The organism is Streptomyces virginiae, from assembly GCF_041432505.1.
GTDB lineage: Bacteria > Actinomycetota > Actinomycetes > Streptomycetales > Streptomycetaceae > Streptomyces > Streptomyces virginiae_A.
Genome location: NZ_CP107871.1, coordinates 2,336,117 through 2,361,711, shown reverse-complemented (window position 1 = coordinate 2,361,711; position 25,595 = coordinate 2,336,117). Strand labels below are relative to the sequence as shown.

The 25,595-nt window shown below is 71.1% G+C and carries 24 protein-coding genes; 16 read left to right on the top strand and 8 right to left on the bottom strand.

All coding sequences use genetic code 11. The features are described 5' to 3' along the window. Positions 1-111 precede the first annotated feature (111 nt). Genes OG624_RS11060 through OG624_RS11045 form a run of 4 tightly spaced genes read left to right on the top strand, consistent with a single transcriptional unit; the run spans position 112 to position 4,359 of the window. Positions 112-921: an acetoacetate decarboxylase family protein gene (locus OG624_RS11060; protein WP_033220590.1), complete on the top strand. Its 810-nt coding sequence runs from the start codon at positions 112-114 to the stop codon at positions 919-921. Between the two features lies 1 nt (position 922). Beyond that, positions 923-1,807, top strand: a complete 885-nt coding sequence (locus OG624_RS11055; protein ID WP_033220589.1) for an SDR family NAD(P)-dependent oxidoreductase — start codon at positions 923-925, stop codon at positions 1,805-1,807. A gap of 12 nt (positions 1,808-1,819) precedes the next feature. Beyond that, positions 1,820-3,142: an amidohydrolase family protein gene (locus tag OG624_RS11050; protein ID WP_051763296.1), complete on the top strand. Its 1,323-nt coding sequence runs from the start codon at positions 1,820-1,822 to the stop codon at positions 3,140-3,142. Next, positions 3,139-4,359 (top strand): amidohydrolase family protein, encoded by a 1,221-nt coding sequence (locus tag OG624_RS11045; protein WP_033220588.1) that lies wholly within the window; start codon positions 3,139-3,141, stop codon positions 4,357-4,359. Before OG624_RS11050 ends, OG624_RS11045 begins: the two co-directional genes overlap by 4 nt. 22 nt (positions 4,360-4,381) lie before the next feature. On the opposite strand, the gene OG624_RS11040 is transcribed toward OG624_RS11045, so the two are convergent. After that, positions 4,382-7,450 (bottom strand): NACHT domain-containing protein, encoded by a 3,069-nt coding sequence (locus OG624_RS11040; protein WP_371639374.1) that lies wholly within the window; start codon positions 7,448-7,450, stop codon positions 4,382-4,384. 115 nt (positions 7,451-7,565) lie between these two features. On the opposite strand from OG624_RS11040, the gene OG624_RS11035 reads away from it, so the two are divergent. From OG624_RS11035 to OG624_RS11025, 3 genes are read left to right on the top strand one after another with little or no spacing between them, the layout of a single operon-like run. Further along, the gene (locus OG624_RS11035) at positions 7,566-8,504 is read left to right on the top strand and encodes a sterol desaturase family protein (protein WP_371639373.1); all 939 of its coding nucleotides are present in this window, start codon (positions 7,566-7,568) and stop codon (positions 8,502-8,504) included. Next, entirely contained in the window at positions 8,501-9,187 is a 687-nt protein-coding gene (locus OG624_RS11030) for a lysoplasmalogenase (protein WP_371587553.1), read from the top strand. The genes OG624_RS11035 and OG624_RS11030 overlap by 4 nt, the downstream gene beginning before the upstream one ends. 56 nt (positions 9,188-9,243) lie before the next feature. After that, on the top strand, positions 9,244-10,287 hold the full coding sequence (locus OG624_RS11025) for a zinc-dependent alcohol dehydrogenase family protein (protein ID WP_033220586.1): 1,044 nt from the start codon (positions 9,244-9,246) through the stop codon (positions 10,285-10,287). Between the two features lie 81 nt (positions 10,288-10,368). Here OG624_RS11025 and OG624_RS11020 read toward each other — a convergent pair whose 3' ends face one another. After that, entirely contained in the window at positions 10,369-11,925 is a 1,557-nt protein-coding gene (locus OG624_RS11020) for a S8 family serine peptidase (protein ID WP_371587552.1), read from the bottom strand. A 263-nt stretch (positions 11,926-12,188) separates the two neighbouring features. Here OG624_RS11020 and OG624_RS11015 point away from each other — a divergent pair, with 263 nt between their 5' ends. The 3 genes from OG624_RS11015 to moaA all read left to right on the top strand — a co-directional run bounded on the left by OG624_RS11015 (position 12,189) and on the right by moaA (position 15,347). After that, positions 12,189-12,554: a DUF485 domain-containing protein gene (locus tag OG624_RS11015; protein ID WP_033220582.1), complete on the top strand. Its 366-nt coding sequence runs from the start codon at positions 12,189-12,191 to the stop codon at positions 12,552-12,554. Continuing rightward, positions 12,551-14,179, top strand: coding sequence for a solute symporter family protein (locus OG624_RS11010; RefSeq protein WP_371639372.1), 1,629 nt, complete (start codon positions 12,551-12,553; stop codon positions 14,177-14,179). The genes OG624_RS11015 and OG624_RS11010 overlap by 4 nt, the downstream gene beginning before the upstream one ends. 178 nt (positions 14,180-14,357) lie before the next feature. Beyond that, complete coding sequence (moaA, locus tag OG624_RS11005) at positions 14,358-15,347, top strand: GTP 3',8-cyclase MoaA (RefSeq protein ID WP_371639371.1); 990 nt, start codon at positions 14,358-14,360, stop codon at positions 15,345-15,347. A 37-nt stretch (positions 15,348-15,384) separates the two neighbouring features. On the opposite strand, the gene OG624_RS11000 is transcribed toward moaA, so the two are convergent. Together OG624_RS11000 and OG624_RS10995 are read right to left on the bottom strand one after the other, a co-directional pair. Next, positions 15,385-15,636: a hypothetical protein gene (locus OG624_RS11000; RefSeq protein WP_033220578.1), complete on the bottom strand. Its 252-nt coding sequence runs from the start codon at positions 15,634-15,636 to the stop codon at positions 15,385-15,387. Positions 15,637-15,772: 136 nt separating this feature from the next. Continuing rightward, positions 15,773-16,051 (bottom strand): DUF3099 domain-containing protein, encoded by a 279-nt coding sequence (locus OG624_RS10995; protein WP_051763295.1) that lies wholly within the window; start codon positions 16,049-16,051, stop codon positions 15,773-15,775. A gap of 240 nt (positions 16,052-16,291) precedes the next feature. On the opposite strand from OG624_RS10995, the gene OG624_RS10990 reads away from it, so the two are divergent. Beyond that, a complete protein-coding gene (locus OG624_RS10990) occupies positions 16,292-16,567 on the top strand; it encodes a GlsB/YeaQ/YmgE family stress response membrane protein (RefSeq protein ID WP_030720149.1) in 276 nt (91 codons plus the stop codon). A gap of 97 nt (positions 16,568-16,664) precedes the next feature. On the opposite strand, the gene tyrS is transcribed toward OG624_RS10990, so the two are convergent. From tyrS to OG624_RS10975, 3 genes are all read right to left on the bottom strand, one after another. Continuing rightward, complete coding sequence (gene tyrS, locus OG624_RS10985; RefSeq protein ID WP_033220572.1) at positions 16,665-17,933, bottom strand: tyrosine--tRNA ligase; 1,269 nt, start codon at positions 17,931-17,933, stop codon at positions 16,665-16,667. Positions 17,934-18,005: 72 nt separating this feature from the next. Continuing rightward, positions 18,006-19,406: a metallopeptidase TldD-related protein gene (locus OG624_RS10980; protein ID WP_033220570.1), complete on the bottom strand. Its 1,401-nt coding sequence runs from the start codon at positions 19,404-19,406 to the stop codon at positions 18,006-18,008. Next, a complete protein-coding gene (locus OG624_RS10975; protein ID WP_202505193.1) occupies positions 19,403-20,965 on the bottom strand; it encodes a TldD/PmbA family protein in 1,563 nt (520 codons plus the stop codon). Before OG624_RS10975 ends, OG624_RS10980 begins: the two co-directional genes overlap by 4 nt. 145 nt (positions 20,966-21,110) lie before the next feature. On the opposite strand from OG624_RS10975, the gene fabG reads away from it, so the two are divergent. From fabG to OG624_RS10960, 3 genes are all read left to right on the top strand, one after another. Beyond that, complete coding sequence (gene fabG / locus OG624_RS10970; RefSeq protein ID WP_030720137.1) at positions 21,111-21,830, top strand: 3-oxoacyl-[acyl-carrier-protein] reductase; 720 nt, start codon at positions 21,111-21,113, stop codon at positions 21,828-21,830. Positions 21,831-21,835: 5 nt separating this feature from the next. Next, positions 21,836-22,606 carry an enoyl-ACP reductase FabI gene (gene fabI, locus OG624_RS10965; RefSeq protein ID WP_030720134.1) on the top strand — a complete coding sequence of 257 codons (771 nt, stop codon included), beginning with the start codon at positions 21,836-21,838 and terminating at the stop codon, positions 22,604-22,606. A 203-nt stretch (positions 22,607-22,809) separates the two neighbouring features. Next, positions 22,810-23,241: a hypothetical protein gene (locus OG624_RS10960; RefSeq protein WP_033220567.1), complete on the top strand. Its 432-nt coding sequence runs from the start codon at positions 22,810-22,812 to the stop codon at positions 23,239-23,241. Here OG624_RS10960 and OG624_RS10955 read toward each other — a convergent pair. Beyond that, entirely contained in the window at positions 23,222-23,962 is a 741-nt protein-coding gene (locus OG624_RS10955; RefSeq protein ID WP_237545164.1) for a FadR/GntR family transcriptional regulator, read from the bottom strand. The two genes, OG624_RS10960 and OG624_RS10955, sit on opposite strands and share 20 nt — an antisense overlap. Before the next feature lie 57 nt (positions 23,963-24,019). Between OG624_RS10955 and OG624_RS10950 the strand changes: the two genes are divergently transcribed. Next, positions 24,020-25,321 carry a CynX/NimT family MFS transporter gene (locus OG624_RS10950; protein WP_371639370.1) on the top strand — a complete coding sequence of 434 codons (1,302 nt, stop codon included), beginning with the start codon at positions 24,020-24,022 and terminating at the stop codon, positions 25,319-25,321. Positions 25,322-25,326: 5 nt separating this feature from the next. Then, entirely contained in the window at positions 25,327-25,446 is a 120-nt protein-coding gene (locus OG624_RS10945; protein ID WP_252120216.1) for an SGM_5486 family transporter-associated protein, read from the top strand. Positions 25,447-25,595 lie beyond the last annotated feature (149 nt).

Here is a 25,595-nt window from a genome sequence, read left to right as displayed (position 1 = left end):
AATCTGTCGGATCGTCAATTCTCGTCGACGCAGGGGTCTTTACCCTTCATCGGTGGCGGTGTAACTGTGTTACAGAACCTACTCCCCCCGAGCCGAGGGATGGTGCGAGACATGGCACGCGTACGGTACGGAGCGCGGACCGAGGCCGAGATCGCGGCGGCGCGCGAGAAGAGTGCGAAACTCCCCGACATCTGGTCCACCGGCGTCGTGGCCGTCTGGGAGAGCGACCCCGACGTGGTCGCGGCGGTCCTGCCGCCGCCGCTCAAACCGGCCGACCGGCCCCTGGTCCGGGCCAACATCAGCAAGGTCGACCTGCCCGGCTACCCGCTCGGCGCCGGCTCGGTGGCCGTCGCCGCCCAGCACGACGGGGTCGAGGGCTGGTACCCCCTCGTCATGCCGATGACCTTGGAACGCGCCCTGACCGGCGGCCGCGAGGTCTTCGGCGAGCCGAAGAAGCTGGGCGAGGTCACCGTGGAGCGCGACGGCCTCGTCGTACGGGCCGCTCTCGCCCGCCACGGGATCGCCTTCGTCGAGGTGCGCGGGGCGGTGGACCGCGCACTGCCGCTGCCCGAGCCCACCCGGAAGACCGACTTCTACTTCAAGTTCCTGCCCGCCGTCGACGGCTCGGGCTTCGACGTGGACCCGGTGCTCGTGCACTGCACGCGCAACGAGAAGGTCCGCAAGCTGGAGCACATCACCGGCGACGTCGTCCTGCGCGAGTCGATGTACGACCCGGTCGCCGACCTCCCCGTCCGCCGGATCGTGGAGATCACCATCGGCGAGAAGACCACCGACCAGCAGGGCCGGGTCGTCGAACGGGTCAGCGCCCAGGCCCTGCTCCCGTACATCCACCAGCGCTACGACGACCCCCTGCAGATCCTCGACGCGCCCCCGGAGGGTTCGTCCGGGGGGAGGGGCTGACGTGCGACTCGAACCAGGACAGGTGGCCGTGGTCACCGGAGCCGCCAGTGGCATCGGCCTCGCCATGGCCCGCCGCTTCGCCGCCGAGGGACTGAAGGTGGTCCTCGCCGACGTCGAGGAAGGCGCCCTGCGCAAGGCCGCCGACGAACTCGCCGCGGACGGCGCCCAGGTCCTCGCCAAGGTGGTCGACGTCAGCGACCGCGACTCCGTGATCGCGCTGGCCGACGCCGCCTACGAGACCTTCGGCGCCGTGCACGTGCTCTGCAACAACGCGGGCGTCGGCTCCGGCGCGGAGGGCCGCATGTGGGAGCACGAGCCCAACGACTGGAAATGGGCCTTCTCCGTCAACGTGTGGGGCGTCTTCCACGGCATCCAGGCCTTCGTCCCCCGCATGATCGCCGCCGGCGACCCCGGCCACATCGTCAACACCTCCTCCGGCGACGGCGGCATCGCCCCGCTGCCCACCGCCTCCGTGTACGCCGTCACCAAGGCGGCCGTGGTCACCATGACCGAATCGCTCTACGCCCACCTCAAGGCGGAGGGCGCCGCCGTCGGGGCCTCCGTCCTCTTCCCCGGACCGCACATGCTGCGCACCGGGCTGTGGGAGTCGCACCGCAACCGGCCCGAGCGGTACGCGAAGCAGCGGCCGCGCAAGGCTCCGTACCGCAGCCTCGACCAGTACGAGGCGGCGATGAAGCGGGCCGGCCACGAGGTGGAGTTCACCCCGGTCGAGGAGGTCGCCGAGCACGTCGTCGACGGCATCCGCGCCGACCGCTTCTGGATGCTCCCGGCGAGCGAGCACAGCGACCGGCAGATCCGCGCCCGGTCGCAGTCGATGCTCGACCGGTCCGACCCCGCCTACCTGGAAAGCTTCATCCTCGACTGAGGGGCGTCTGTGGTGAGTACGAACGAAGAGCGGACCGGGAACGCAACCGGAAACCGGACCGAAGACCCGTACCTGATCATCTCCTCCGACTGCCACGCGGGACTGCCCACCGAGCAGTACCGGCCCTACCTGGACTCCCGCTTCCATCGCCAGTTCGACGAGTTCCTCGGCGAACGCGACGCCCGCCGGGAGGAGGCCACCCGGCTCGGCGTCCGCAACGAGGCCTTCGCCGAGAAGTGGTTCCACGACCACGAGGAAGGCCTCAAGGGCGGCTGGGACACCGGACAGCGACTGAAGGAACTCGACGGCGACGGTGTGGCCGCCGAGGTCGTCTTCCCCGACGCGGACGCCGTCGACAGCCAGACCGCCGCCCCCTTCGGCGTCGGCCTCGGCCTCTCCGGCGACCAGGACCCCGAGCTCGGCATGGCGGGCGCGCAGGCGCACAACCGCTGGCTCGCCGAGTTCGTCGGGCAGCACCCGGAACGCCACTGCGGAGTCGCGCTGCTCCCCATCACCGGCGAGCCCTCCAAGGTCGTGGCCGAGATCCACCGGGCCAAGGAGTCCGGGCTGGGCGCACTGATGATCCCCGCGATGTGGGTGGACAAGGCGCCCTACCACGACCGCCGCTACGACCCCGTCTGGGCGGCGGCCGCCGAGACACGGATGCCGATCGTCACCCACTCCGGGTCCTCGCCGCGCCACGAGTACGGCGACCACCTGGGCATCTTCGTCTCCGAGGTCACCTGGTGGCCGGCCCGGCCGCTGTGGTTCCTGCTCTGGTCCGGCGTCTTCGAGCGCCACCCCGGCCTGAAGTTCGGCGTCGCCGAGGCGGGCTGCTGGTGGCTGCCCAACCAGCTGTGGTTCATGGACCGGCTCTACCTCGGCGCGCACGGCGGCAAGAAGCTCTCGCCGTTCGAGGAGCTGAAGCGGCCGCCCAGCGAGTACCTCGACCGCCAGGTCTTCATCTGCGCGACGAACACCAAGCGGCGCGAGCTCGCCCAGCGCTACGAGATCGGCGTCGACAACATCCTGTGGGGCTCGGACTTCCCGCACCCCGAAGGCACCTGGCCCAACACCAGGGCCTGGCTGAGGAACACCTTCCACGACATCCCGATCGCGGAGACCCGCCGGATGCTGGGGCTCGCGGCGGCCGAGGTCTTCGGCTTCGACACCGCGAAGCTGGCTCCCATCGCCCGCCGGATCGGCCCCACCCCGACGGAACTGGGCCAGTCCCCGGACCAGACCGCGGTGGAGGCCTCCTGGGCCCGCTCCCGCGAGGTGGGCCGCCACTGGCTCACCGACAACGACTTCCCCGTGCTGGGGGTGTCGTCATGACGGAGGACCGCTACACGGTCATCTCGGCGGACTGCCACGCGGGCGCCGACCTGCTGGACTACAAGCCGTACCTGGCCAAGCGCCACCACGAGGACTTCGACGCCTGGGCCGCCGGCTATGTGAACCCGTACGAGGACCTCCTCGCCGACACCGCCGACCGCAACTGGAACTCGGCGCGCCGCCTCGCCGAACTCGAAGCGGACGGCATCGTCGCGGAAGTCCTCTTCCCGAACACGATCCCGCCGTTCTTCCCCAAGGCCTCCCTGATGGCCCAGCCCCCGACGGCCGCCGAGTACGAGATGCGCTGGGCGGGGCTGCAGGCCCACAACCGCTGGCTGGCGGACTTCTGCGCGGACGCGCCGGGGCGGCGGGCAGGGGTGGCGCAGATCCTGCTGAACGACGTGGACGCGGCGGTCGGGGAGATCCGCCGGACCCGGGAGGCCGGCCTGACGGGCGGCATCCTGCTGCCGGGCGTCCCACCCGGCTCCACGGTGCCCGAGCTGTACTCCGCCGCCTACGACCCCATCTGGGCGGTGTGCGACGAACTGGACGTCCCGGTCAACCACCACGGCGGCTCGGCCTCACCACCGCTGGGCGACGAACCGGCGGCCCGGGCCGTCTTCATGGTGGAGACGACCTGGTTCTCGCACCGCGCCCTGTGGCACCTCGTCTTCGGCGGAGCCTTCCACCGCCACCCGGGCCTCAAGCTGGTCCTGACGGAGCAGGGCTCCGGGTGGATCCCCGGCGTGCTGGAGATGCTGGACTACTACCACGGCCGCCTGGTCGCGGCATCGGCCACGGCCGAGTCCAAGTTCGGGGCGGGCCTCGCGGAGTCGATGGGCCGCGGCCCGAGCGAGGTCTGGCGGGACAACTGCTTCGTCGGAGCGAGCTTCATGCGCCCCCACGAGGTCCCGCTACGGGAGCGGATCGGCCTCGACAAGATCATGTGGGGCAGCGACTACCCCCACGACGAGGGCACCACCCCCTTCTCCCGCGAAGGCCTCCGCATCGCCTACGCGGGCCTCCCGCGCGAGGAGGTCGCCGCGATGGTCGGCGGCAACGCGGCCCGCGTGTACGGCTTCGACCTCGCCCTGCTGGACGCGGTCGCCGCCAAGCACGGCCCGCTGGTCTCGGAGATCGCGGAGCCACTGACGACGGTGCCCCCGGAGGCCACCAGCCCGGCCTTCGCCCGAGGGGGCTCGGTCCGGGTCTGGTGACACCGGCCCCCGCCGGGGCGGCTCATGGCTCGTACGTGATCCGCCCCGGCGGGAACAGTTCGGCGCCGAGCACTTGCGTGCCGGGGAACACCTGCACCGTCAGGTCGGGCAACCCGGCCAGGCCGGTGATGTCCACCGTCCCGCAGGCACTGAAGGTGACAAGGGTCAGCTGGGACAGGGCCCGCCACGCGCCCAGGTCCGAGGTGAACGTGCAGTCGGTGAGCCATAGATTGGTGAGTCGGGGAAACAGCAGCAGTTCCTCAGGGTCCACCCCGTGGCGGTGGATCATCTGCAACTGGGACAGGTCAGGCACCCGTTGCATGGTCCGCAGCGATCGCCCCTGCTGATCTCCGTAGATGCCGAGAACCTCCAGGCCGGGCCAGCGCTCCAGACCGTCGAGGTGCATGCCCTGCGTGCCCTCGTAGAGCCACAGGGCGGTCAAGGCCGGGAGCCCCGGCAGTTCTCCCACGGAGCGGCGGCCGTCCGATCCGCCGAGTCCGAGGGATACGAGTTCGGACAGCCGGTCCAGCACCCCCAGTGCGACCCGAGGGCTGGCGACGGTGACGAGGGAGGTCAGCGGCAGGTCCGCGAGTGGTCCGAGGTCGGTCAGATCCGCGCAGCCGCCCAGGCTGAGGTGTCGCAGCTCGCGCAGCCCGGCGAGCGGTCCGATGTCGGTCAGCTCCGAGGCGTCCAAGAGGTACAGGGAGCGGAGCCCTTTCCGGGTGGCGACCTCGGAGGGGATGTCTCCGAACCCGAACAGCCGGAGCGTGTTGTACTGGCCGAGTGCGTCGAGGCAGGCCAGTTGCTCGGGCGTGTGCACCGAGAGCAGCCTGCCGCCCAGGGTCGCCTCGGCGAGCACCGCCTCGCTGTATTCCCGGGCGTCGAAGTTCCCCCAGGCTTCGTCGAGCTCCTGCGCCACCCGAGGGCGGGTCTCCTGCCGAAACCGGCGGATCACCGCCAGCGCACGCTCCCCGCCGACCAAGGCGGCCGTGCGGATGGTGCCCGCCGCCTCGATCTCGCTCGGGTCGTCCGCCGGGGACGGCAGCAGGTCCAGCACCAGTTCGCCGGCCCGGGCCAACTCCTCGGCCTGGGAGATCCGCTGCGGCGGCAGCAGTTCGGCCGTGCGGCCCTCGATCTCCCGCCGCACCTGCGGGTCCAGCTCCGGGGCGTGTTCCAGACAGGCCGCCGCCAGGAGGACCAGCCGGCTGCGGGCGCCCTTGACCTTGTCGGCCCGGCGGAGCAGGCCCCGCAGGAGGCGGGCGCGTTCGTCCGGGCGGGCGTGGCCCACCGCCATGCGGACCACGTCGTCCCAGGAGTCGTCGTGGGCGTTCTTGACCAGGACGCCGAAGTCCCGGCTCTCGACCGCCGCCTTGGCCCCCAGGTAGTCCTGGAAGGTGCGGTGGACGAAGACCACCGCACCCGGGGTCGGCTCCAGGAGCAGGCCGCTGCGGATCAGCAGGTGCGCGAAGACCTGCTCGGCCCCGCCCTGCGCCCGCACCTGCGGCATCGCCTCCAACCACTCGCCCACCATCTCGACGGCCTCGTCCCGGCCCGCCTCCAACTGCCCGTTGCGGATCAGCCAGTACGCGAGCCGCTGGAGCAGCGCGACCTGCTCCTCCCGGGTGAGGTGGACCCCCTCGACCCCGCAGATCTCCCGCTCCGTGTCCCGCCGGACCAGCAACATGTCCAGCGCCGCGTCGTACAGCTCCTTGCGGGCCCGGGGGAGCTGCATCCGCCGGTCCTGGTTCAGCGCGCACAGCAACGCGCACATCAGCGGATTGGTCGCCAGCCGGGCCAGATCCCGCCGGGAGGACACCGCTTCCAGCAGCGACGCCTCGTACGCGTCCACCTCCTGCCCCTGGACGCGCGCGGCGGCGTGCCAGTGCTCCACGAAGGCACGGATGTCCCGCTGCTCCATCGGCAGCATCGCGTGCGTGGCGAAACCCAGGCCCGCGAGCCAGTCCTCCGGGACGGCAGAGGGGCGGGTCGTCACCACGTAACGGGCCTTCGGGAAGGCGGAGACGAGAGACCGCAGCCAGGTTTCCGTACGGGCGCGCAACCGCTGCGGGACCTCGTCCACACCGTCCACCAGGACCAGCGCCCGGCCGCTCAGCATGAGGTCCTCGACCCAGCCCGACGGCGCGGACAGCGGTACGCCGCCCGCGCGCAGGAAGTCCTCCGGCAGGGGCAGGTCGCCCGACGCGGTGAAGGAGCGCAGCCGCAGTACGAACGGGACGCCGGTGCTCCACGGGCCGTCGGTCTGCCGGGCGGCGTTCAGGGCCAGCCACTGCATCAGGGTCGATTTCCCGGAGCCCGCCGGGCCGCGCAGCAGGATGCGGTCGGCCGAGGCGAGGGCCTGCTCGGCCCGGAGCTGGGTCCGGTGCGCGGCCGGCTCGCCGGGCAGCAGCGGCTGCTCACCGCTGACCGCGAGGCTGATGTACGCCACGTCCAGCGGCCACTCCTGGTGGGAGCGGCTCAGGGTCAGCCCGAAGAGCTGGAGGCGGCCGTGGGTGCGGGCGACGTACTGCGCGTAGCGCTCCTCGAAGGCGTACGCCGTCCCGTCCCCGGTGGCGCCCAGCCGGTCCACCGCCCGCGCCAGTTCGCCCGTTCGCCGGACCAGTTCCACGTCCGCCCGGGCCCCGAAGCCCGGCAGGGTCGTCACGTACTCCACCGCGTGCGCGCAGCACAGTCGGATCAGGCGGCCGTACAGGGCCTCCGCGGCCGGGGCGAGGCCCGCCGGGGGCGGGGGCAGGGTCGCCGCCAAGGCCGTCGGGTCGAGGTCCGCCGCGAAGAGGGCCTTCGCGTCCAGGGCGCCGAGCGCAGCGAAGCCGTCGCCGACCGCGTCCAGTGCGGCCAGCCGCTCGTGCTCCGGCAGCGCCGCGCATTCCGGGCCGAGTCGCGCCGCCAGGGTTTCGGTCAGGCGCCGCATCTCGCCGGCTCCGAGTTCCGCCGGGGGCTTGCGCCGGCGCGGGGCCGGCCGTGCCGGATCGGCTGCCAGGCCCGCTCCCGGGGCCCGCGCGAGGAGGGACTTCACCAGTGTCCCCGCCGCCGTCCCGGCCACCCGTAAGAGAACCGTCTCGATGCCCGTCATACCCCGCCCTCCCCTTGGCTCGGACATCATCTCGCGAACCGCTGGTAACCCCGATGGATACCGATCGGTAACAACCCCTAGCGGCACCCCCGAGGGCGCCTCTATGGTGCGGGACATGCCGAACCTGCCCGATGTCGTGCTGTGGTCCATACCTGCCTTTGTGCTGCTCACCGTCATCGAGGTGGTGAGCTACCGGCTCCATCCCGACGAGGACGCCGCCGGCTACGACACCAAGGACGCCGTCACGAGCGTCACCATGGGGCTGGGCAGTATCGGCTTCGATCTGCTCTGGAAGATCCCGGTCGTCGCCGTCTTCACCGCGGTCTACGAACTGACCCCGCTGCGCGTGCCGTTCCTGTGGTGGACCGCCCTGCTGATGCTGCTCGCGCAGGACTTCCTCTACTACTGGCAGCACCGCCTCCACCACGTGATCCGCATCCTGTGGGCCTGCCACGTGGTCCACCACAGCAGCGAGCGGTTCAACCTCACCACCGCCCTGCGCCAGCCCTGGACCAGCGCCACCACCTGGTGGTTCTACCTGCCCATGGTGGCTCTCGGGGTACACCCGGCGGCGATCCCGTTCTGCTACGGACTCAACCTCCTCTACCAGTTCTGGGTCCACACCGAGCGCATCGGGAAGCTGCCGCGGCCCTACGAGTACGTCTTCAACACCCCCTCCCACCACCGCGTCCACCACGCCTCGCAGGGCGGCTACCTGGACCGCAACTTCGGCGGCATCCTGATCGTCTGGGACCGGATGTTCGGTTCCTGGGTGGGGGAGACGGACAAGCCCGTCTACGGACTGACCAAGAACATCGGCACCCACAACCCGCTGCGCGTGGCCACCCACGAGTACGCCGCCATCGCCCGCGACGTGCGTGCCGCCGGGAGCTGGGGCCAGCGGGCCGGACACGTCTTCCGCGGCCCCGGCTGGCGGCCCGCCGCCACGGATGCGCCCGCCCCGGCGGCTGCCGAGTCCGCACCCGCCCCGGCGCCCACCGCCGCACCCGCACCCGCCGACGCCGCCCCGGCCGTACAGGAGACCACCGCGTGAGCACCGCCGAGTCCCCGGGCCGACCCGCCCCCGCATGGGCCGCGGACCGGGCACCGGCCGGCCCGTCGCGCCTCGGGCACATCGCCCTCGTGGCCTTCGTCGTGGCCGCCGCCCTCGACCTCGGCTCGCTGCTGGCCGGCTGGCACCTCGGGCACGTCATCGCCAAGCCGCTCCTGATGCCGCTGCTCGTGACCCACATGGCCACCCGCGGCGCGCCCCGCCTGCTGCTCGCCGCCCTGCTGTTCGGCTGGGGCGGGGACCTGGCCCTGCTCTTCGACGCCGACATCGCCTTCCTCGTCGGCATGGGCTCCTTCGCCGTCGGGCACGTCTGCTATCTCGTCCTCTTCGGCAAGCGGCCCGCGAACCCGCTGCTCGGGGGCGCGTACCTGCTCGCCCTCCTCGGGACCGTCGCCCTGCTGTGGTCCGATCTGCCGGCCGACCTGCGGATCCCCGTGGCCGGCTACAGCCTGCTGCTCACCGCCATGGCGTTCCGCTCCAGTGCGCTCGGCCTGCGGGCCGGCATCGGTGGCGCGCTGTTCCTGCTCTCCGACACCCTCATCGCCTCCGGTGTCGCCGAATGGCCCCAGCTGCCCCGCCCGGACTTCTGGATCATGGCCACCTACCTGGCCGCCCAGTACCTCCTGGCCACTGGTTCGACCACGCGGGAAGCAGGCGTACGGTAGGACGGTTCCACAGTCGTACAAGACTGAACGACCCCGATCCGGAGGACTGCACCACCATGCGCGCCACCGTCATCCACGCCCCGCACGACATACGCGTGGAGGAGGTGCCCGACGCTGCGATCCAGCGCCCCGAGGACGCCGTCGTCCGCGTCCTGCGTGCCTGTATCTGCGGCAGCGACCTGTGGGCCTACCGCGGCGAGGCCGCGCGTAAGCCCGGCCAGCGCATCGGCCACGAGTTCCTCGGCATCGTCGAGGAGACCGGCTCCGCCGTCACCGACCTGCGCGCCGGCGACCTGGTCGTCGCGCCCTTCATGTGGTCCGACGGCACCTGCGAGTACTGCGCCGAGGGCCTCTTCACCTCCTGCGAGCACGGCGGCTTCTGGGGCTCGGTCGGCCACGACGGCGGCCAGGGCGAGGCCGTCCGCGTCCCGCACGCCGACGGCACCCTCGTGAAGCTGCCCGCCGAGGCCGTCTCCGACGACCACCTGCTGACCGCGCTGCTCGCGCTGTCCGACGTCATGGGCACCGGCCACCACGCGGCGCTGGGCGCCGGCGTCCGCGAGGGCTCCACGGTCGCCGTCGTCGGCGACGGCGCGGTCGGCCTGTGCGGCGTGCTCGCCGCCAAGCGCCTGGGCGCCGAGCGGATCATCGCGCTGGGCCGGCACACCGTACGTACGGACATCGCCAAGCTCTTCGGGGCCACCGACGTCGTCGCCGAGCGCGGCGAGGCCGCCGAGGCGGCCGTGCGCGAGCTCCTGGGCGGCCGGGGCGCGCACGCCGTCATCGAGGCGGTCGGCACCGAGCAGTCCATGCGCACCGCCGTGAACATCACCCGCGACGGCGGGGCCATCGGCTACGTCGGCGTCCCGCACGGCAGCGGCACGGGCCTCGACCTCGGCGTGATGTTCGACCGCAACATCACCCTGCGCGGTGGCGTGGCCCCGGTCCGCGCCTACATCCCGGAGCTGCTGAAGGACGTCCTCAGCGGCGTGATCGACCCGGCGCCCGTCTTCGACCGGACCGTGTCCCTCGACGAGGTCCCGGACGGCTACCGGGCGATGGACGACCGCAGCGCGCTCAAGGTCATGATCAAGCCCTGACCCGCGGAACGAAGGGGCCGGGCCGGGCGGGGAGCACCCCGCCCGGCCCGGCCCCTTTCCTTCGTGCCGGTGTGACCGGTCCTACTTCACGGCCTTGAGCGCGTCGATCACGCCGTAGCCGTAGTAGCCCGTCTGACCCCACTTGCTCGCGCAGGTGGTGGCGTCGACCAGGGTGCCCGCGGCGTTGTATATCTGCGTCGGGCAGGCCGCCTTCGTGGACTGGGCCTTCAGCATCGCCTGGAGCTGCGAGGGCGTGGCCGACGGGTGTGCGCTCTTGAGGAGCGCCGCGACGCCCGCGACGTGCGGGGCGGCCATCGAGGTGCCCTGCTTGTAGCCGTAGCCCCCGCCCGGGACGGTCGACAGCACGCGGCCGTTGGCGTCCGGGGTGTCCGGGACCTGCCACTTGTCACCGCCGGGGGCGGCGACGTCCACGACCCCGAGGCCGTAGCTGGAGTAGTACGAGCGCAGGCCCTTGTCACCGGTCGCCGAGACGGTCACCACACCCGGCAGCTGGGTCGGCAGGTCCAGGCAGACCTTCGGGTCGATGGTGCGCGGCACCGGGGTGGTGTCGTTCGGGCTGGTGTCGTCGACGAGGGAGTCGGCCGCCAGGTCCTGGTCGGAGTTGCCGGCCGAGGCGATGTGGAGCGTGCCCTTGCGCTCGGCGTACTTGGTGGCCCGGCCGATGGCCTCCACCAGCGCCTTCTGGCCGTCGTCGGTCTTGCAGTTGAAGAGGTACGGGTCGACGTAGTAGCTGTTGTTGGTCACCTCGATCCCCTTCTCGGCGGCGAACATGAAGCCGCAGACGACCGCCTCGGTGTAGAAGAGGCTGGTCCCGGGCTCGCTCACCTTGATCGCGGCGATCTTCACGCCCGGCGCGACACCACTGACGCCGATGCCGTTGCGCGCGGCCCCGATGGTGCCCGCCACGTGCGTGCCGTGGTCGCTGCCGTCGGCGTACGGGCGCCAGGCGCCCTCGGTGGTGTCGGCGACGCCCCCCACGCAGTTGGCGGACTGGCCCTTGGAGAAGTTCGGGGCGAGATCGGGGTGGGTGTCGTCGACCCCCGTGTCGATGATGCCCACGGTGACGTTCCGGCTGCCATCGTTGATCTTGTGAGCCTTGTCGGCCTTGATCGTCCGCAGGTCCCACTGGTTGGGCTCCAGCGGCTCCTGACCCTCCTGGGCCGCTGCCGCCGCCTTGGCGGCGTCCGCCGCGCTCAGCTGCTGGGTCGCGCCCTCGTCGGTGGTCCGCGCCGCCGTCATCGGGGCCGTCCGGGTGGCACCGACCGACACGAACAGGCCGCGCTGGGCTCGCAGCTGCTTGGCGAAGTCGGGGTTCTGGGAGTGTGCGACCACGACCCCGATCTGCTCATAGGCCGTCACCACCGTTCCGCCGGCCCGCTCGACGGCCTTCTTCGCCGCCTTCATCGTGGCGTACGCGTTCAGGTTGGCCACGTACGACAGCTTGGGGCCGGAGGTGTCGGCCTTCGAGGCCGGCGCCGCGTCGGCCGTGGTGCCCAGCGGGGCGGCCGAGGCCGAGACCACGGGCAGGAAGGCGAGCGAGGCGGTGAGCGCCAGGCCGACCGGTACGGCGAGAGCACGGCTGCGCTTCTTGGGCGCACGCGACCCCAGCTGATCCATGGGTTCTCCAGATCATCTCGGAATGGGAAAAAGCCGTCCGGACGCGATCGCGTCGGACGGGTTCATGACAAGTGAACCTAGCGTCGCCGTTCGCCTCTACGCCATCAGTTCGAGAAATCAGTTCCCCAAGAATCACCGGGTGTTGAACCGTCCCGACGCGCCGTCCGTGCCGTTGACAGGGGGGATCGGCACCACCGTCCCCCCACACGGAGGTTGTTTTGTCCGTCGTCCCCACCGCACCCGCGTCACAAGGAGAGCCCCCCGTGACCACCGAAGCAGCGCCGCCGCCGGGCAGCGCGGGAACGCCACCGACGGCCCCCACGGCCGATGACTACGCGAGCGTCCAGCAGAGCCCCGAATTCGGCGAACTGCGCAGCTCCTACCGCTCCTTCGCCTTCCCGCTCACCGTGGCCTTCATCGCCTGGTACCTGCTCTACGTCCTGCTGTCCAACTACGCGGGCGGCTTCATGGGGACCAAGCTCTTCGGCAACATCAACGTCGCCCTCGTGCTCGGCCTCGCCCAGTTCGCGACGACCTTCCTGATCGCCTGGTTCTACGCGCGCTACGCGGCCACGAAGCTCGACCCCAAGGCGGAGGCCATCAAGGCACGGATGGAGGCCGCCGAATGAGCAGCGCGCACCACCTGACGACGGTCGCCGCGGGAGCCTCCGAGCACCGCCCGCTGATCATCACCCTGTTCGGACTGTTCGTCGTCGCCACCCTGATCATCACCGTCTGGGCCGGCCGCCAGACCAAGGGCGCCGCCGACTTCTACGCGGGCGGCCGCCAGTTCACCGGCTTCCAGAACGGCCTCGCCATCTCCGGCGACTACATGTCGGCCGCGTCCTTCCTCGGCATCGCCGGAGCCATCGCCCTCTTCGGCTACGACGGCTTCCTCTACTCCATCGGCTTCCTCGTCGCCTGGCTGGTCGCCCTGCTGCTCGTCGCCGAGCCGCTGCGCAACTCCGGCCGCTACACGATGGGCGACGTCCTCGCGTACCGGATGCGCCAGCGGCCCGTCCGTACCGCCGCCGGCACCTCCACCATCGTGGTCTCGATCTTCTACCTGCTCGCCCAGATGGCCGGCGCCGGTGTGCTCGTCTCGCTGCTCCTGGGCATCACCAGCGACGGCGGCAATGTGGCCGTGGTCGCTCTGGTCGGCGTCCTGATGATCGTCTACGTGACCATCGGCGGCATGAAGGGCACCACCTGGGTCCAGATGATCAAGGCGGTGCTGCTGATCGCGGGCGCCCTGCTGATCACCCTGCTGGTGCTGGTGAAGTTCAACTTCAACATCTCCGACCTGCTGGGCAAGGCCGCCGAGAACAGCGGACAGGGGGCGAAGTTCCTCGAACCGGGGCTCAAGTACGGCAAGGACTCGACCTCCAAGCTGGACTTCATCTCGCTGGGCCTGGCCCTCGTCCTCGGCACCGCCGGCCTGCCGCACATCCTGATCCGCTTCTACACGGTGCCCACCGCGCAGGCCGCCCGTAAGTCCGTCCTGTGGGCCATCGGCATCATCGGCGGCTTCTACCTGATGACGATCGCCCTCGGCTTCGGCGCCGCGGCACTGCTCGACCGCGCCGAGATCATCAAATCCAACAAGGCCGGCAACACCGCCGCCCCGCTGCTCGCCCAGGCCGTCGGCGGCGGCCCCGACTCCACCGGCGGCGCCATCCTGCTCGCGGTGATCTCCGCCGTCGCCTTCGCCACCATCCTGGCCGTCGTCGCGGGCCTCACCCTCGCCTCCTCCTCGTCCTTCGCGCACGACCTGTACGTGAACGTGATCCGCAAGGGCAAGGCCACCGAGAAGGAGGAGATGCGCGCGGCCCGCTGGTCCACCGTCGTCATCGGCGCCGTGGCCATCGGCCTGGGCGCGCTGGCCCGCGACCTGAACGTGGCCGGCCTGGTCGCGCTCGCCTTCGCGGTCGCCGCCTCCGCGAACCTGCCGACCATCCTCTACAGCCTCTTCTGGAAGCGCTTCACCACCCAGGGCGCGCTCTGGTCCATCTACGGCGGACTGATCTCGGCCGTCGGCCTGGTGCTGTTCTCCCCGGTCGTGTCCGGAAAGCCCACCTCGATGTTCAAGGACGCCGACTTCTTCTGGTTCCCGCTGGAGAACCCGGGGATCATCTCGATCCCGCTCGGCTTCCTCCTGGGGTGGCTGGGCACCGTCCTCACCAAGGAGGAGGCCGACCCCCAGAAGTTCGCCGAGCTGGAGGTGCGCTCCCTCACCGGAACCGGGGCGCACTGACATCCTCCGAACACCCAGCGTGGCCGCGTGGTAGGTCCCTACGACGCGGCCACGTCACGTCTCGTTCATTCGGGCACCTCTCGATGACACACGCGTCACGTAGTCTCGAAATAGAACGCGTGCAGTAGATCCAATGTCCGCGCGTACCTCTACTTCCGGACAGGGGAGGGGGCCCACAGTGCTTCTCGACACCTATGGCCGCGTGGCCACTGACCTGCGCGTCTCACTGACCGACCGGTGCAATCTGCGCTGCACCTACTGCATGCCCGAAGAGGGGCTGCAGTGGCTCGGCAAGTCGGACCTGCTCAGTGACGACGAGATCGTCCGGCTGATCCGCATCGCGGTCACACAGCTGGGGATCACCGAGGTCCGCTTCACCGGTGGTGAGCCGCTGCTGCGGCCCGGCCTGGTCGGGATCGTCGAGCGGTGCGCGGCCCTGGAGCCCCGCCCCAAGATGTCGCTCACCACCAACGGCATAGGCCTCAAGCGCACCGCCCGGGCACTGAAGGCCGCCGGCCTGGACCGGGTGAACGTGTCCCTGGACACCCTGCGGCCCGAGGTCTTCAAGACCCTCACCCGACGCGACCGGCACAAGGACGTCATCGAGGGCATGGCCGCCGCCCGCGAGGCCGGTCTCACCCCCGTCAAGGTCAACGCCGTCCTCATGCCCGGCCTCAACGACGACGAGGCCCCCGACCTGCTGGCCTGGGCCGTGGAGAACGAGTACGAGCTCCGCTTCATCGAGCAGATGCCGCTCGACGCCCAGCACGGCTGGAAGCGCGACGGCATGATCACCGCCGGGGACATCCTGGAGTCCCTGCGCACCCGCTTCACGCTCACCGAGGAAGGCGCCGTCGAGCGCGGCTCCGCCCCGGCCGAGCGCTGGGTGGTCGACGGCGGCCCGGCCACCGTCGGCGTCATCGCCTCGGTCACGCGCCCGTTCTGCGGCGCCTGCGACCGCACCCGGCTCACCGCCGACGGCCAGGTGCGTACGTGCCTGTTCGCGACCGAGGAGTCGGACCTGCGCGCCGCCCTGCGCTCGGGCGCCCCGGACGAGGAGATCGCCCGACTGTGGAAGGTCGCGATGTGGGGCAAGAAGGCCGGGTCCGGTCTCGACGACCCGTCCTTCCTGCAGCCCGACCGCCCGATGTCCGCGATCGGCGGCTGACCCGCCCCGGGGGCGCGGGCGCCGTCGGTGCGGGCGGTCAGCGGGGGCGTTCCGAGCCCTCCGGCTGCACCCACTCGTCCAGCTTCACGACGTCCTTGAGGAAACCGCGGACCCCCAGGAACTGGGAGAGGTGTTCGCGGTGCTCCTCGCACGCCAGCCAGGTCTTGCGCCGTTCCGGCGTGTGCAGCGTCGGGTTGTTCCACGCCAGGACCCACACGGCCGCGTCACGGCAGGCCTTGGCGGAGCAGGTGGGATTCTCGTCGGGGCCGGAGGCGTTGGAGGAAGTCACGGCCCCACATTAGAACGGAATGGCGACGCCGAGCAGCCACGGGGGGAGCTGCCCGGCGTCGGTCCGTCGCTCCGACGGGGGATGCGGAGCGCGTGAGCAGTATGTCACGCAGGACCCGGTGGAGTGCACCGGAACTTCATGATTGATCTGAGCTTTTATTGAGGTTTCCGGCGTCCAGCGCCGGTCGTACGGGAGCCGGAACGAAGTGCGAGGGAAGCGAGGGCGTCGACTCGCGTCCGGCGTTGGCGATGACCACGGCCACGTACGGGAGCAGGGCGCCGGCCACGAGCGTCACGATGGCCACCGGGCGCTGCACGTTCCACAACAGCACGGTCGCGATGACCGAAAGGGTCCTGATCGCCATCGAGATCACGTACCGGCGCTGACGGCCCCGCACGTCCTCGTCGAGCCCCATCCGCGCACCGGTGATCCGGAAGACCTCGGCCCCGTTCCGCTTCTGCCGCTTCGTCCGCTCCACGCTCCACCACCCGATCGCCCGCCGGGCGCTCCCGGCCCGGACCCCTCCCACGGTACGCCCGCCCCCCTGCTGTGAGGAGAGGGGGGACCCCCGTACGGAGCTGTCCGAAATGCGCGGTACGCCGGATGGGTCGAAACTGGGCCCACGTGCGCACAACGCGCCAGGAGGAGGCTCGACATGGGTTGGTTGTGGGCGATCATCGTCGGTTTCGTGCTGGGGCTGATAGCCAAGGCCATCCTGCCGGGCAAGCAGCACCAGCCGCTGTGGCTGACCACGCTCTTCGGCATCGCCGGTGCCGTCCTCGGCAACGCGGTGGCCACATGGATCGGTGTCGGCGAGACCAAGGGCATCGACTGGACCCGCCACCTGCTGCAGATCGTCGGTGCGGTCGTCATCGTCGCGCTCGGCGAGATGGCGTACGGAGCGATCAAGGGCAAACGGCAGACGACCTGACGTACCGCGGGTCACGACGAAGGGGCCGGCCCGGACCACGTGTCCGAACCGGCCCCTCCGCCGTGTTCCGCCGTACCGCCGCGCGTCCTACGACGCGTCAGGCGCCGGTGACCTCCACCGCGGCCAGGTTCTTCTTGCCCCGACGCAGCACCAGCCAGCGCCCGTGCAGCAGGTCCTTCTCGGTCGGGACCGCGTCCTCGGCGGTGACCTTCGCGTTGTTCACGTAGGCGCCGCCCTCCTTCACGGTCCGGCGGCCGGCCGACTTGCTCGCGACCAGGCCGGTCTCCGCGAGCAGGTCCACCACCAGGCCGAGCTCCGTCACCTGGGCGTGCGGCAGCTCGGACAGGGCCGCGGCCAGCGTGGCCTCGTCAAGCTCCGCCAGGTCACCCTGACCGAACAGCGCCTTCGACGCGGCGATCACGGCGGCGCACTGGTCGGCGCCGTGCACGAGCGCGGTCAGCTCCTCGGCCAGCGCCCGCTGGGCGGCGCGCGCCTGCGGCCGCTCGGCGGTCTGCGCCTCCAGTGCCTCCAGCTCCTCAGGGGACTTGAAGGACAGGATCCGCATGTAGGTGGAGATGTCGCGGTCGTCCACATTCAGCCAGAACTGGTAGAACGCGTACGGCGTGGTCATCTCCGGGTCGAGCCATACGGCGCCGCTCTCGGACTTGCCGAACTTGGTGCCGTCCGCCTTGACCATCAGCGGGGTCGCCAGCGCGTGCACGACCGCACCCGGCTCGACCCGGTGGATCAGGTCGAGCCCGGCCGTCAGGTTGCCCCACTGGTCGGAGCCACCCTGCTGGAGCACGCAGCCGTAGCGCCGGTACAGCTCCAGGAAGTCCATGCCCTGGAGCAGCTGGTAGCTGAACTCGGTGTAGCTGATGCCCTGGTCGGAGTCGAGCCGCTTGGCGACCGAGTCCTTCGTGAGCATCTTGTTGACGCGGAAGTGCTTGCCGATGTCCCGCAGGAACTCGATGGCGGACAGGCCCGCCGTCCAGTCCAGGTTGTTCACCATCAGCGCCGCGTTCTCGCCCTCGAAGGACAGGAACGGCTCGATCTGGGTGCGCAGCCGGTTCACCCAGTTCGCGACGGTCTCCGGGTCGTTCAGGGTCCGCTCGGCCGTCGGTCGCGGGTCGCCGATCTGCCCCGTGGCCCCGCCGACCAGCGCCAGCGGCCGGTGACCGGCCTGCTGGAGCCGGCGCACGGTGAGCACCTGGACCAGGTGCCCCACGTGCAGCGAGGCCGCGGTCGGGTCGAAGCCGCAATAGAAGGTGACCGGACCGTCCGCGAAGGCCTTGCGCAGGGCTTCTTCGTCGGTGGACTGGGCGAAGAGCCCGCGCCACTTCAGTTCGTCGACGATGTCAGTCACGGTCGTGACTCTCCTTGAGAGATGGAGTGAGTAGGGATGCGGATGAGGGGTCTACCCGCACATTCTAGGTGGTCAGACGCCCTTGCTCACCGAACTCATGTTGAAATCCGGGATACGCAGCGCCGGCATCGCGGCGCGCGTGAACCAGTCGCTCCACTCGCGCGGCAAGGTCTTCTCGGTCCGGCCGGCCTCCGAGGCCCGCGACAGCAGGTCCACGGGGGACTCGTTGAACCGGAAGTTGTTGACCTCGCCGACGACCTGCCCGTTCTCCACCAGGTAGACGCCGTCCCGGGTCAGGCCCGTCAGCAGCAGCGTCGCCGGGTCCACCTCGCGGATGTACCAGAGGCAGGTCAGCAGCAGACCCCGCTCGGTGGCCGCGACCATCTCGTCGAGGGACTTCTCGCCGCCCGCGTCCAGGATCAGGTTCCCGAAGCCGGGGGAGAGCTGCATCCCGGTCAGGCCCGCCGTGTGCCGGGTCGTGCTCAGCCGGTTCAGGTGACCGTCCGCGATCCACTCGGTCGCCGGGACCGGCAGACCGTTGTCGAACACCGAGGCGTCGTCGCCGGAGCTGTGCGCGATCACGAACGGCGCGGACTCCAGGCCCGGCGCGTTCGGGTCGCTGCGCAGGGAGAGCGGCAGCTCGGACAGCTTCTCGCCGAGCCGGGTGCCACCACCGGGCTTGGAGAAGACCGTACGGCCCTCCACCGCGTCCCGGGCCGCCGCCGACCACATCTGGTAGATCAGCAGGTCCGCCACGGCGGTCGGCGGCAGCAGGGTCTCGTACCGGCCCGCGGGCAGGTCGATCTTCCGCTCCGCCCAGCCGAGGCGCACGGCCAGCTCCGCGTCCAGCACGGTCGGGTCCACGTCCTTGAAGTCCCGGGTGGAGCGGCCCGCCCAGGCGGAGCGCTGCCGGTCCGGGGACTTCGCGTTGAGCTCCAGCGTGCCGTTCGGCTGGTCGTGGCGCAGCCGCAGGCCCGTCGAGGTGCCGACGTACGTGGAGACCAGCTCGTGGTTGGCGAAGCCGTACAGCTCCCGGCCGCCCTCGCGGGCCCGGGCGAAGGCCTCGCCGAGGGCCGGGGCGAAGTCCGCGAAGACCGCCGAGCTCGTCTCGGCCGGGGCGTCGGTGAAGTCCGGCGAGGCCGGGGTCCCGGTGACCAGCCGCTGGGCGTCCTCGGCCGGGCCCGCCCCGCGGGCGGCCGCCTCGGCGGCCCGGACCAGCGGCTCCAGGTCGTCCGCGGTCACGGCGGAGCGCGAGACGACCCCCGAGGCCGTGCCCTCCTTGCCGTCGACCGTGGCGATGACCGTCAGGGTCCGGGATCGGGTCACGCCGTTCGTCGTCAGGGCGTTTCCGGCCCAGCGCAGATTGGCGCTCGACCCCTCGTCGGCGATGACGACACAGCCGTCGGCGGTGGACAGCTCCAGGGCCCGCTCGACGATCTCGTGGGGCTTGGTGATGCGGTTCGTCGAGCTCATCGCCCGGCCTCCTGCGTGGTGTTCAGGATGTTCACGTCGCGGAACAGCGCGGACGGGCAGCCGTGCGAGACCGCCGCCACCTGGCCCGGCTGGGCCTTGCCGCAGTTGAAGGCGCCGCCCAGGACGTAGGTCTGCGGGCCGCCGACCTTCTCCATCGAGCCCCAGAAATCGGTGGTGGTGGCCTGGTACGCGACATCGCGCAGCTGACCGGCCAGCCTGCCGTTCTCGATCCGGAAGAAGCGCTGCCCGGTGAACTGGAAGTTGTAGCGCTGCATGTCGATCGACCAGGAGCGGTCGCCGACCACGTAGATCCCGCGCTCGACCCCGCCGATCAGGTCCTCGGTCGAGAGCCCGCCCGGATCCGGCTGGAGGGACACGTTCGCCATCCGCTGGACGGGCACGTGCCCGGGGGAGTCGGCGAAGGCGCAGCCGTTGGACCGCCCGAGGCCGGTCAGCTTCGCGATCCGCCGGTCCAGCTGGTAGCCGACCAGGGTGCCGTCCTTGACCAGGTCCCAGCTCTGCGCCTGGACGCCCTCGTCGTCGAAGCCGACGGTGGCCAGCCCGTGCTCGGCGGTGCGGTCACCGGTCACGTTCATGATCGGGGAGCCGTACTTGAGCTTGTTCAGCTGGTCGAAGGTGGCGAAGGAGGTCCCCGCGTACGCCGCCTCGTAGCCCAGCGCCCGGTCCAGCTCGGTGGCGTGGCCGATGGACTCGTGGATGGTGAGCCACAGATTGGAGGGGTCCACCACCAGGTCGTAGCGGCCGGCCTCGACGCTCGGCGCCCGCATCTTCTCGGCGAGCAGGCCGGGGATCTGCTCCAGCTCGGAGTTCCAGTCCCAGCCGGTGCCGGTCAGGTACTCCCAGCCGCGGCCGGCCGGCGGGGCGATGGTGCGCATCGAGTCGAACTCGCCGGTGGTGCCGTTCACGGCGACGGCGGTGAGCTGCGGGTGGATCCGGACCCGCTGCTGCGTGGTCGAGGTACCCGCGGTGTCCGCGTAGAACTTGTTCTCGTGGACGGCGAGCAGCGAGGCGTCCACGTGGGCCACCCCGTCGGCCGCCAGCAGGCGCGCGCTCCAGTCGGCGAGCAGCGCCGCCTTCTCCGCGTCCGGCACCTCGAAGGGGTTCACGTCGTACGCGGAGATCCACGTCCGGTCGGCGTGCACCGGCTCGTCGGCGAGCTCCACGCGCTCGTCCGACCCCGCGGCCTTGATCACCTGGGCGGACAGCTTCGCCATGGCCACGGCCTGCGAGGCCACCTTGGCGGCGGCGTCCATGGTCAGGTCCACACCGGAGGCGAATCCCCAGCTGCCCCCGTGCACGACCCGGACCGCGTACCCGAGATCGGTGGTGTCGGAACCACCGGCAGGCTTGGCGTCCCGCAGGCGCCAGGAGGCGCTGCGGATCCGCTCCAGCCGGAAGTCGGCATGCTCGGCACCCAGCGCGCGGGCCCGGGCGAGCGCCGCGTCGGCGAGCGCCCGCAGGGGCAGCGCGGCGAAGGCCGCGTCGATGGAATGGGGCACGGAAGTCCTCCCGTGGTCGGAGCCGGTCGCCCCGATCATGTCGCGATCAGGGCCGTTGTGCCTACATCTTTCTGTAGGGATTCGACAGAGCCGGTCGCAAGGCCCTGTCGGGGGTCGATTCTCCGTACGAGCGATGCGACCTATAGGTTTTTGGTATTCAGACCGCTAGCGAAAGGGTGATCCGTTGAGCCGCTCGGTTCTCGTCACCGGAGGAAACCGGGGCATCGGCCTCGCCATCGCCCAAGCCTTCGCGGAGGCCGGCGACAAGGTCGCGATCACGTACCGGTCGGGTGAGCCGCCGCAGGCCCTCACCTCGCTCGGTGTCCTGGCGGTGCGGTGCGACATCACCGACTCCGAGCAGGTGGAGCAGGCCTACAAGCAGATCGAGGACGCGCACGGCGCGGTCGAGGTGCTCGTGGCCAACGCCGGCATCACCAAGGACACGCTGCTGATGCGCATGTCCGAGGAGGACTTCACGTCCGTCCTCGACACCAACCTCACCGGCACGTTCCGGGTGGTCAAGCGCGCGAACCGGGGCATGCTCCGGGCCAAGAAGGGCCGCGTCGTCCTGATCTCCTCCGTCGTCGGGCTCCTGGGCTCGGCCGGCCAGGCCAACTACGCCGCCTCCAAGGCCGCGCTGGTGGGCTTCGCCCGCTCCCTCGCCCGCGAGCTGGGTTCCCGCAACATCACCTTCAACGTCGTCGCCCCCGGTTTCGTGGACACCGACATGACGAAGGTGCTCACCGACGAGCAGCGCGCGGGCATCGTGGGCCAGGTGCCGCTCGGCCGTTACGCGCAGCCCGAGGAGATCGCGGCAGCCGTCCGCTTCCTGGCGTCCGACGACGCCGCGTACATCACCGGAGCCGTCATTCCCGTTGACGGCGGATTGGGCATGGGTCACTGATCACCATGAGCGGAATTCTCGAGGGCAAGCGCATCCTCATCACGGGGGTGCTGATGGAGTCCTCCATCGCCTTCCACACGGCCCGGCTGGCCCAGGAGCAGGGCGCCGAGGTCATCCTCACCGCGTGGCCGCGTCCGTCGCTGACCGAGCGCATCGCGAAGAAGCTGCCGAAGCCGGTCAAGGTGATCGAGCTCGACGTCACCAACGACGAGCACCTGGCGCGCCTGGAGGGCCTCGTCCGTGACGAGCTCGGCGGCCTCGACGGCGTCGTCCACTCCATCGGCTTCGCGCCGCAGGACGCCCTCGGCGGCAACTTCCTGAACACGCCGTTCGAGTCGGTGGCCACCGCCATGCACGTCTCGGCGTTCTCGCTGAAGTCGCTGGCCATGGCCTGCAAGCCGCTGTTCCCGGCGGAGGGCGCGGCCATCGTCGGCCTCACCTTCGACGCGCAGTTCGCCTGGCCGCAGTACGACTGGATGGGCCCGGCCAAGGCGGCCCTGGAGGCCACCAGCCGCTACCTCGCCCGCGACCTGGGCAAGGAGAACATCCGCTGCAACCTGGTCTCGGCCGGTCCGATCGGCTCCATGGCCGCGAAGTCCATCCCGGGCTTCGGCGAGCTGGCGGAGGTCTGGAACACCCGCTCCATGCTGGACTGGGACATGAGTGACCCTGAGCCGACCGGCAAGGGCGTCGTGGCCCTGCTGTCCGACTGGTTCCCGAAGACCACCGGCGAGATCGTCCACGTGGACGGCGGCCTGCACGCGATGGGTGCCTGATCCCCGATCGGTCCCCCGCTTCGTACGGCGGCGGCCGCGCTTCCTTCCGGGAGGCGCGGCCGCCGCCGTTCGCGTGCTCCGCGGGGGCGTGTTCGATCGCATGTTCACCGGCCGACCGGATCTTCCCGAGTCGAAAACCGGGACAGATGCCTGCAAACTGACCGAGCCGGGATCTTCTCGGCTCCTGCGGGGAGGAGGTAGGAGTGCGCGCGAGACCGAGCCGAGCGGTATCCGTGCTGGTCACGTCCGTGATCCTGACCGGGCTCCTGGTCCCGGGAGCCGCAGCGCAGCCCGTGGGGGAGGAGCCCGCACCCGGACCCGAGGCGGCGACCCCCGCCGTCGTGGACCTCGCCGACATCCCCGCCGAACCCCCCGCGCAGCCCGCACGGCCCGCAGGGGGTGACCTCTTCGGCGCCGACTGCGACACCGTCATCCAGGGCTCCCAGGTGTCGGCGTACTGCCACAACGCCTACCCGGAGACCGACCTCGTACGGCTGCACGTCGAATGCGACCGCTGGTGGGACGTGGACGGCGACGGCGTCGCCGTGGCCATCGGTCCGGCCGGCCGGACCGAGCTCGTCGGCCGCTGCTGGAAAGAGGTCCGCTCGGCCTGGGTCAGCCACCGGCGCCCGTGAGTGGGGCGTCCGCCGCGGGCTCCCCGGTCTCCACGGGTTCGCCGTTCTTGCCGTTCTTGCCGAGGCAGGCGAAGGGGTAGCCCGCGGCCTCCGAGGCCGCCGCGTCCCCGTCGCCCCGTCGGATCGCCTCGATCAGCCGAGCGTGGTCCAGATGGGCGGAAGGGTGCAGCTCGGTCCCCACGTCCGCCCGCAGCCAGTCGGCCACCAGGTCGCCGAGGTCCGCGTACAGCTCGATCAGCACGTCGTTGTGCGAGGCGGTCACCACCGCCATGTGCAGACTGACGTCCGCCGCCACGAACACCTCCGCGTCCCCGCTCGCCCAGGCCTCCTCGCGGCGCGCCAGCAGGGCGTCCAGCTGTACGAGGTCCCGCTCGGTGCGCCGCTCCGCCGCCAGCCGGGCGGCCGAGGACTCCAGCGTCGACCGCAGCTCGGCGATGTGCCGGGGCTCGGCCCCGGCGAAGCGGCGGTGCATCACGCCGGCCAGCTCGCTGGTGGCGATGACGTACGTCCCCGAGCCCTGCCGGATGTCGAGCAGCCCGTTGTGCGCCAGTGCCCGAACGGCCTCGCGCACCGTGTTGCGGGCGACCCCGAGCAGCTCGACGAGCTCCGGCTCGGTCGGGATGCGGGCGCCGACCGGCCACTCGCCGGAAGTGATCTGGTTCCGCAGCTGGGCGATCACCTGATCGACGAGTGCGGAGCGCCGGGGCGAGGTCAGCGGCATGGGTTCCCCTCAAGAGCGACTGGACAACCAATCATCCCATGATTCTATGATGGTTGAATGCCCGACGAAGAAACCCGGACCGTGAACCGCACGCCGGTCCTGCGCACCGCCCCCGACCGGCCCCTACCTACCCCCGCCCAGGCCACCCCCAGCCGGCTCGGCCCGGTGCTCGTCGTCGGAATCGTGCTGGCCGCCCTCAACCTGCGGCCCGCCATCACCAGCCTCGGCGCCCTCTTCGAGGAGACCCGCACGGGCCTCGGCATGAGCGGCACGGTCGCCGGAATGATCACCTCCGTCCCCGCCCTCTGCTTCGCCGTCTTCGGCGTCACCGCACCCCGGCTCTCCCGCCGCTTCGGCCCGGCCGTCGTCGTCTGCGCCGGCATGGTCGCGATCGCCGCCGGCCTGCTGATCCGGCCCTTCGCGAACGGCGCCGTCGGCTTCCTCGCCGCCAGCGCCCTGTCCCTGGCGGGCATAGCCCTCACCAACGTGCTGCTCCCGGTGATCGTCAAGCGCTACTTCCCGGACCGGGTCGGCACCATGATCGGCCTGTACTCCATGTCCCTGGCCGCCGGCACCTCCCTCGCCGCCGCCGCGACCGTCCCGCTGACCGACGCCCTCGGCGGCAGCTGGCGCACCGGCCTGCTGGTCTGGGCCGTGCTCGCGCTGCTCGCCGTACTGCCCTGGCTGCCCGTCGCCCGCGCCTCCCGGCGCGCCGACCGGGCCCGGGCCACCGCCGACCCCGCCGGCCCCGTCGCCCCGGGAGCCGGCCCGCGGGTCGTCCGTAGTCGCACCGCCTGGGTCCTGGCCTGCTACTTCGGCCTCCAGGCCACCGGGGCCTACATCACCATGGGCTGGCTCCCGCAGATCTTCCGCGACGCCGGGGTCTCCGCCTCCACCGCCGGAGTGCTCCTGGCCGTCACCATGGTCATGGGCGTCCCGCTGGCCTTCGTCATCCCGGGCCTCGCCGCCCGGATGAAGAACCAGGGCGCCATCGCCGTCACCCTCGGCGTCTTCGGCCTCGTCGGCTACGTCGGGCTCTACTTCGCCCCCGCCGCCGGCGCCTGGGCCTGGGCACTGCTACTCGGCATCTCCAACTGCGCCTTCCCGCTCGTCATCACCCTCATCGGGCTGCGCGCCAAGTCCCCGGCCGGCGTGGTCAAGCTCTCCGCCTTCGCCCAGAGCACCGGCTACCTCATCTCCATCCCCGGCCCCCTCCTCATCGGCACCCTCTACCAGCACAGCGGCGGCTGGGACCTGCCGCTCGCCCTCATGGCCGGACTGCTCCTGCCGCAGATCGTCCTCGGCGTCCTCGCCGGACGGGACCGCACGATCGAGGACGAATGCGGCATGGGAGACTGACCGGCATGTCGCCCGTACTTGAACCGAACCCGCAGAACGGCCGCAAGAAGCTCGGCCTCGTGCTCGGCGCGTTCCTCGCCGTGACCGTGATCATCTCCGTCATCGCCACGATCGCCTCCCCCTGAGCGCGGCGGTCCCGTGAGGGCGGACCCCAGGGGGAGAGTGGGGGTAACCCCACCACCCCCTAGGGGGTCAGGCTCAGGGTGAAGTGGGGTGTGCCCCGGATGGGAACCACCGCCCCGGATCCATAGATTCGTAGGCAGCGAATCAGTCC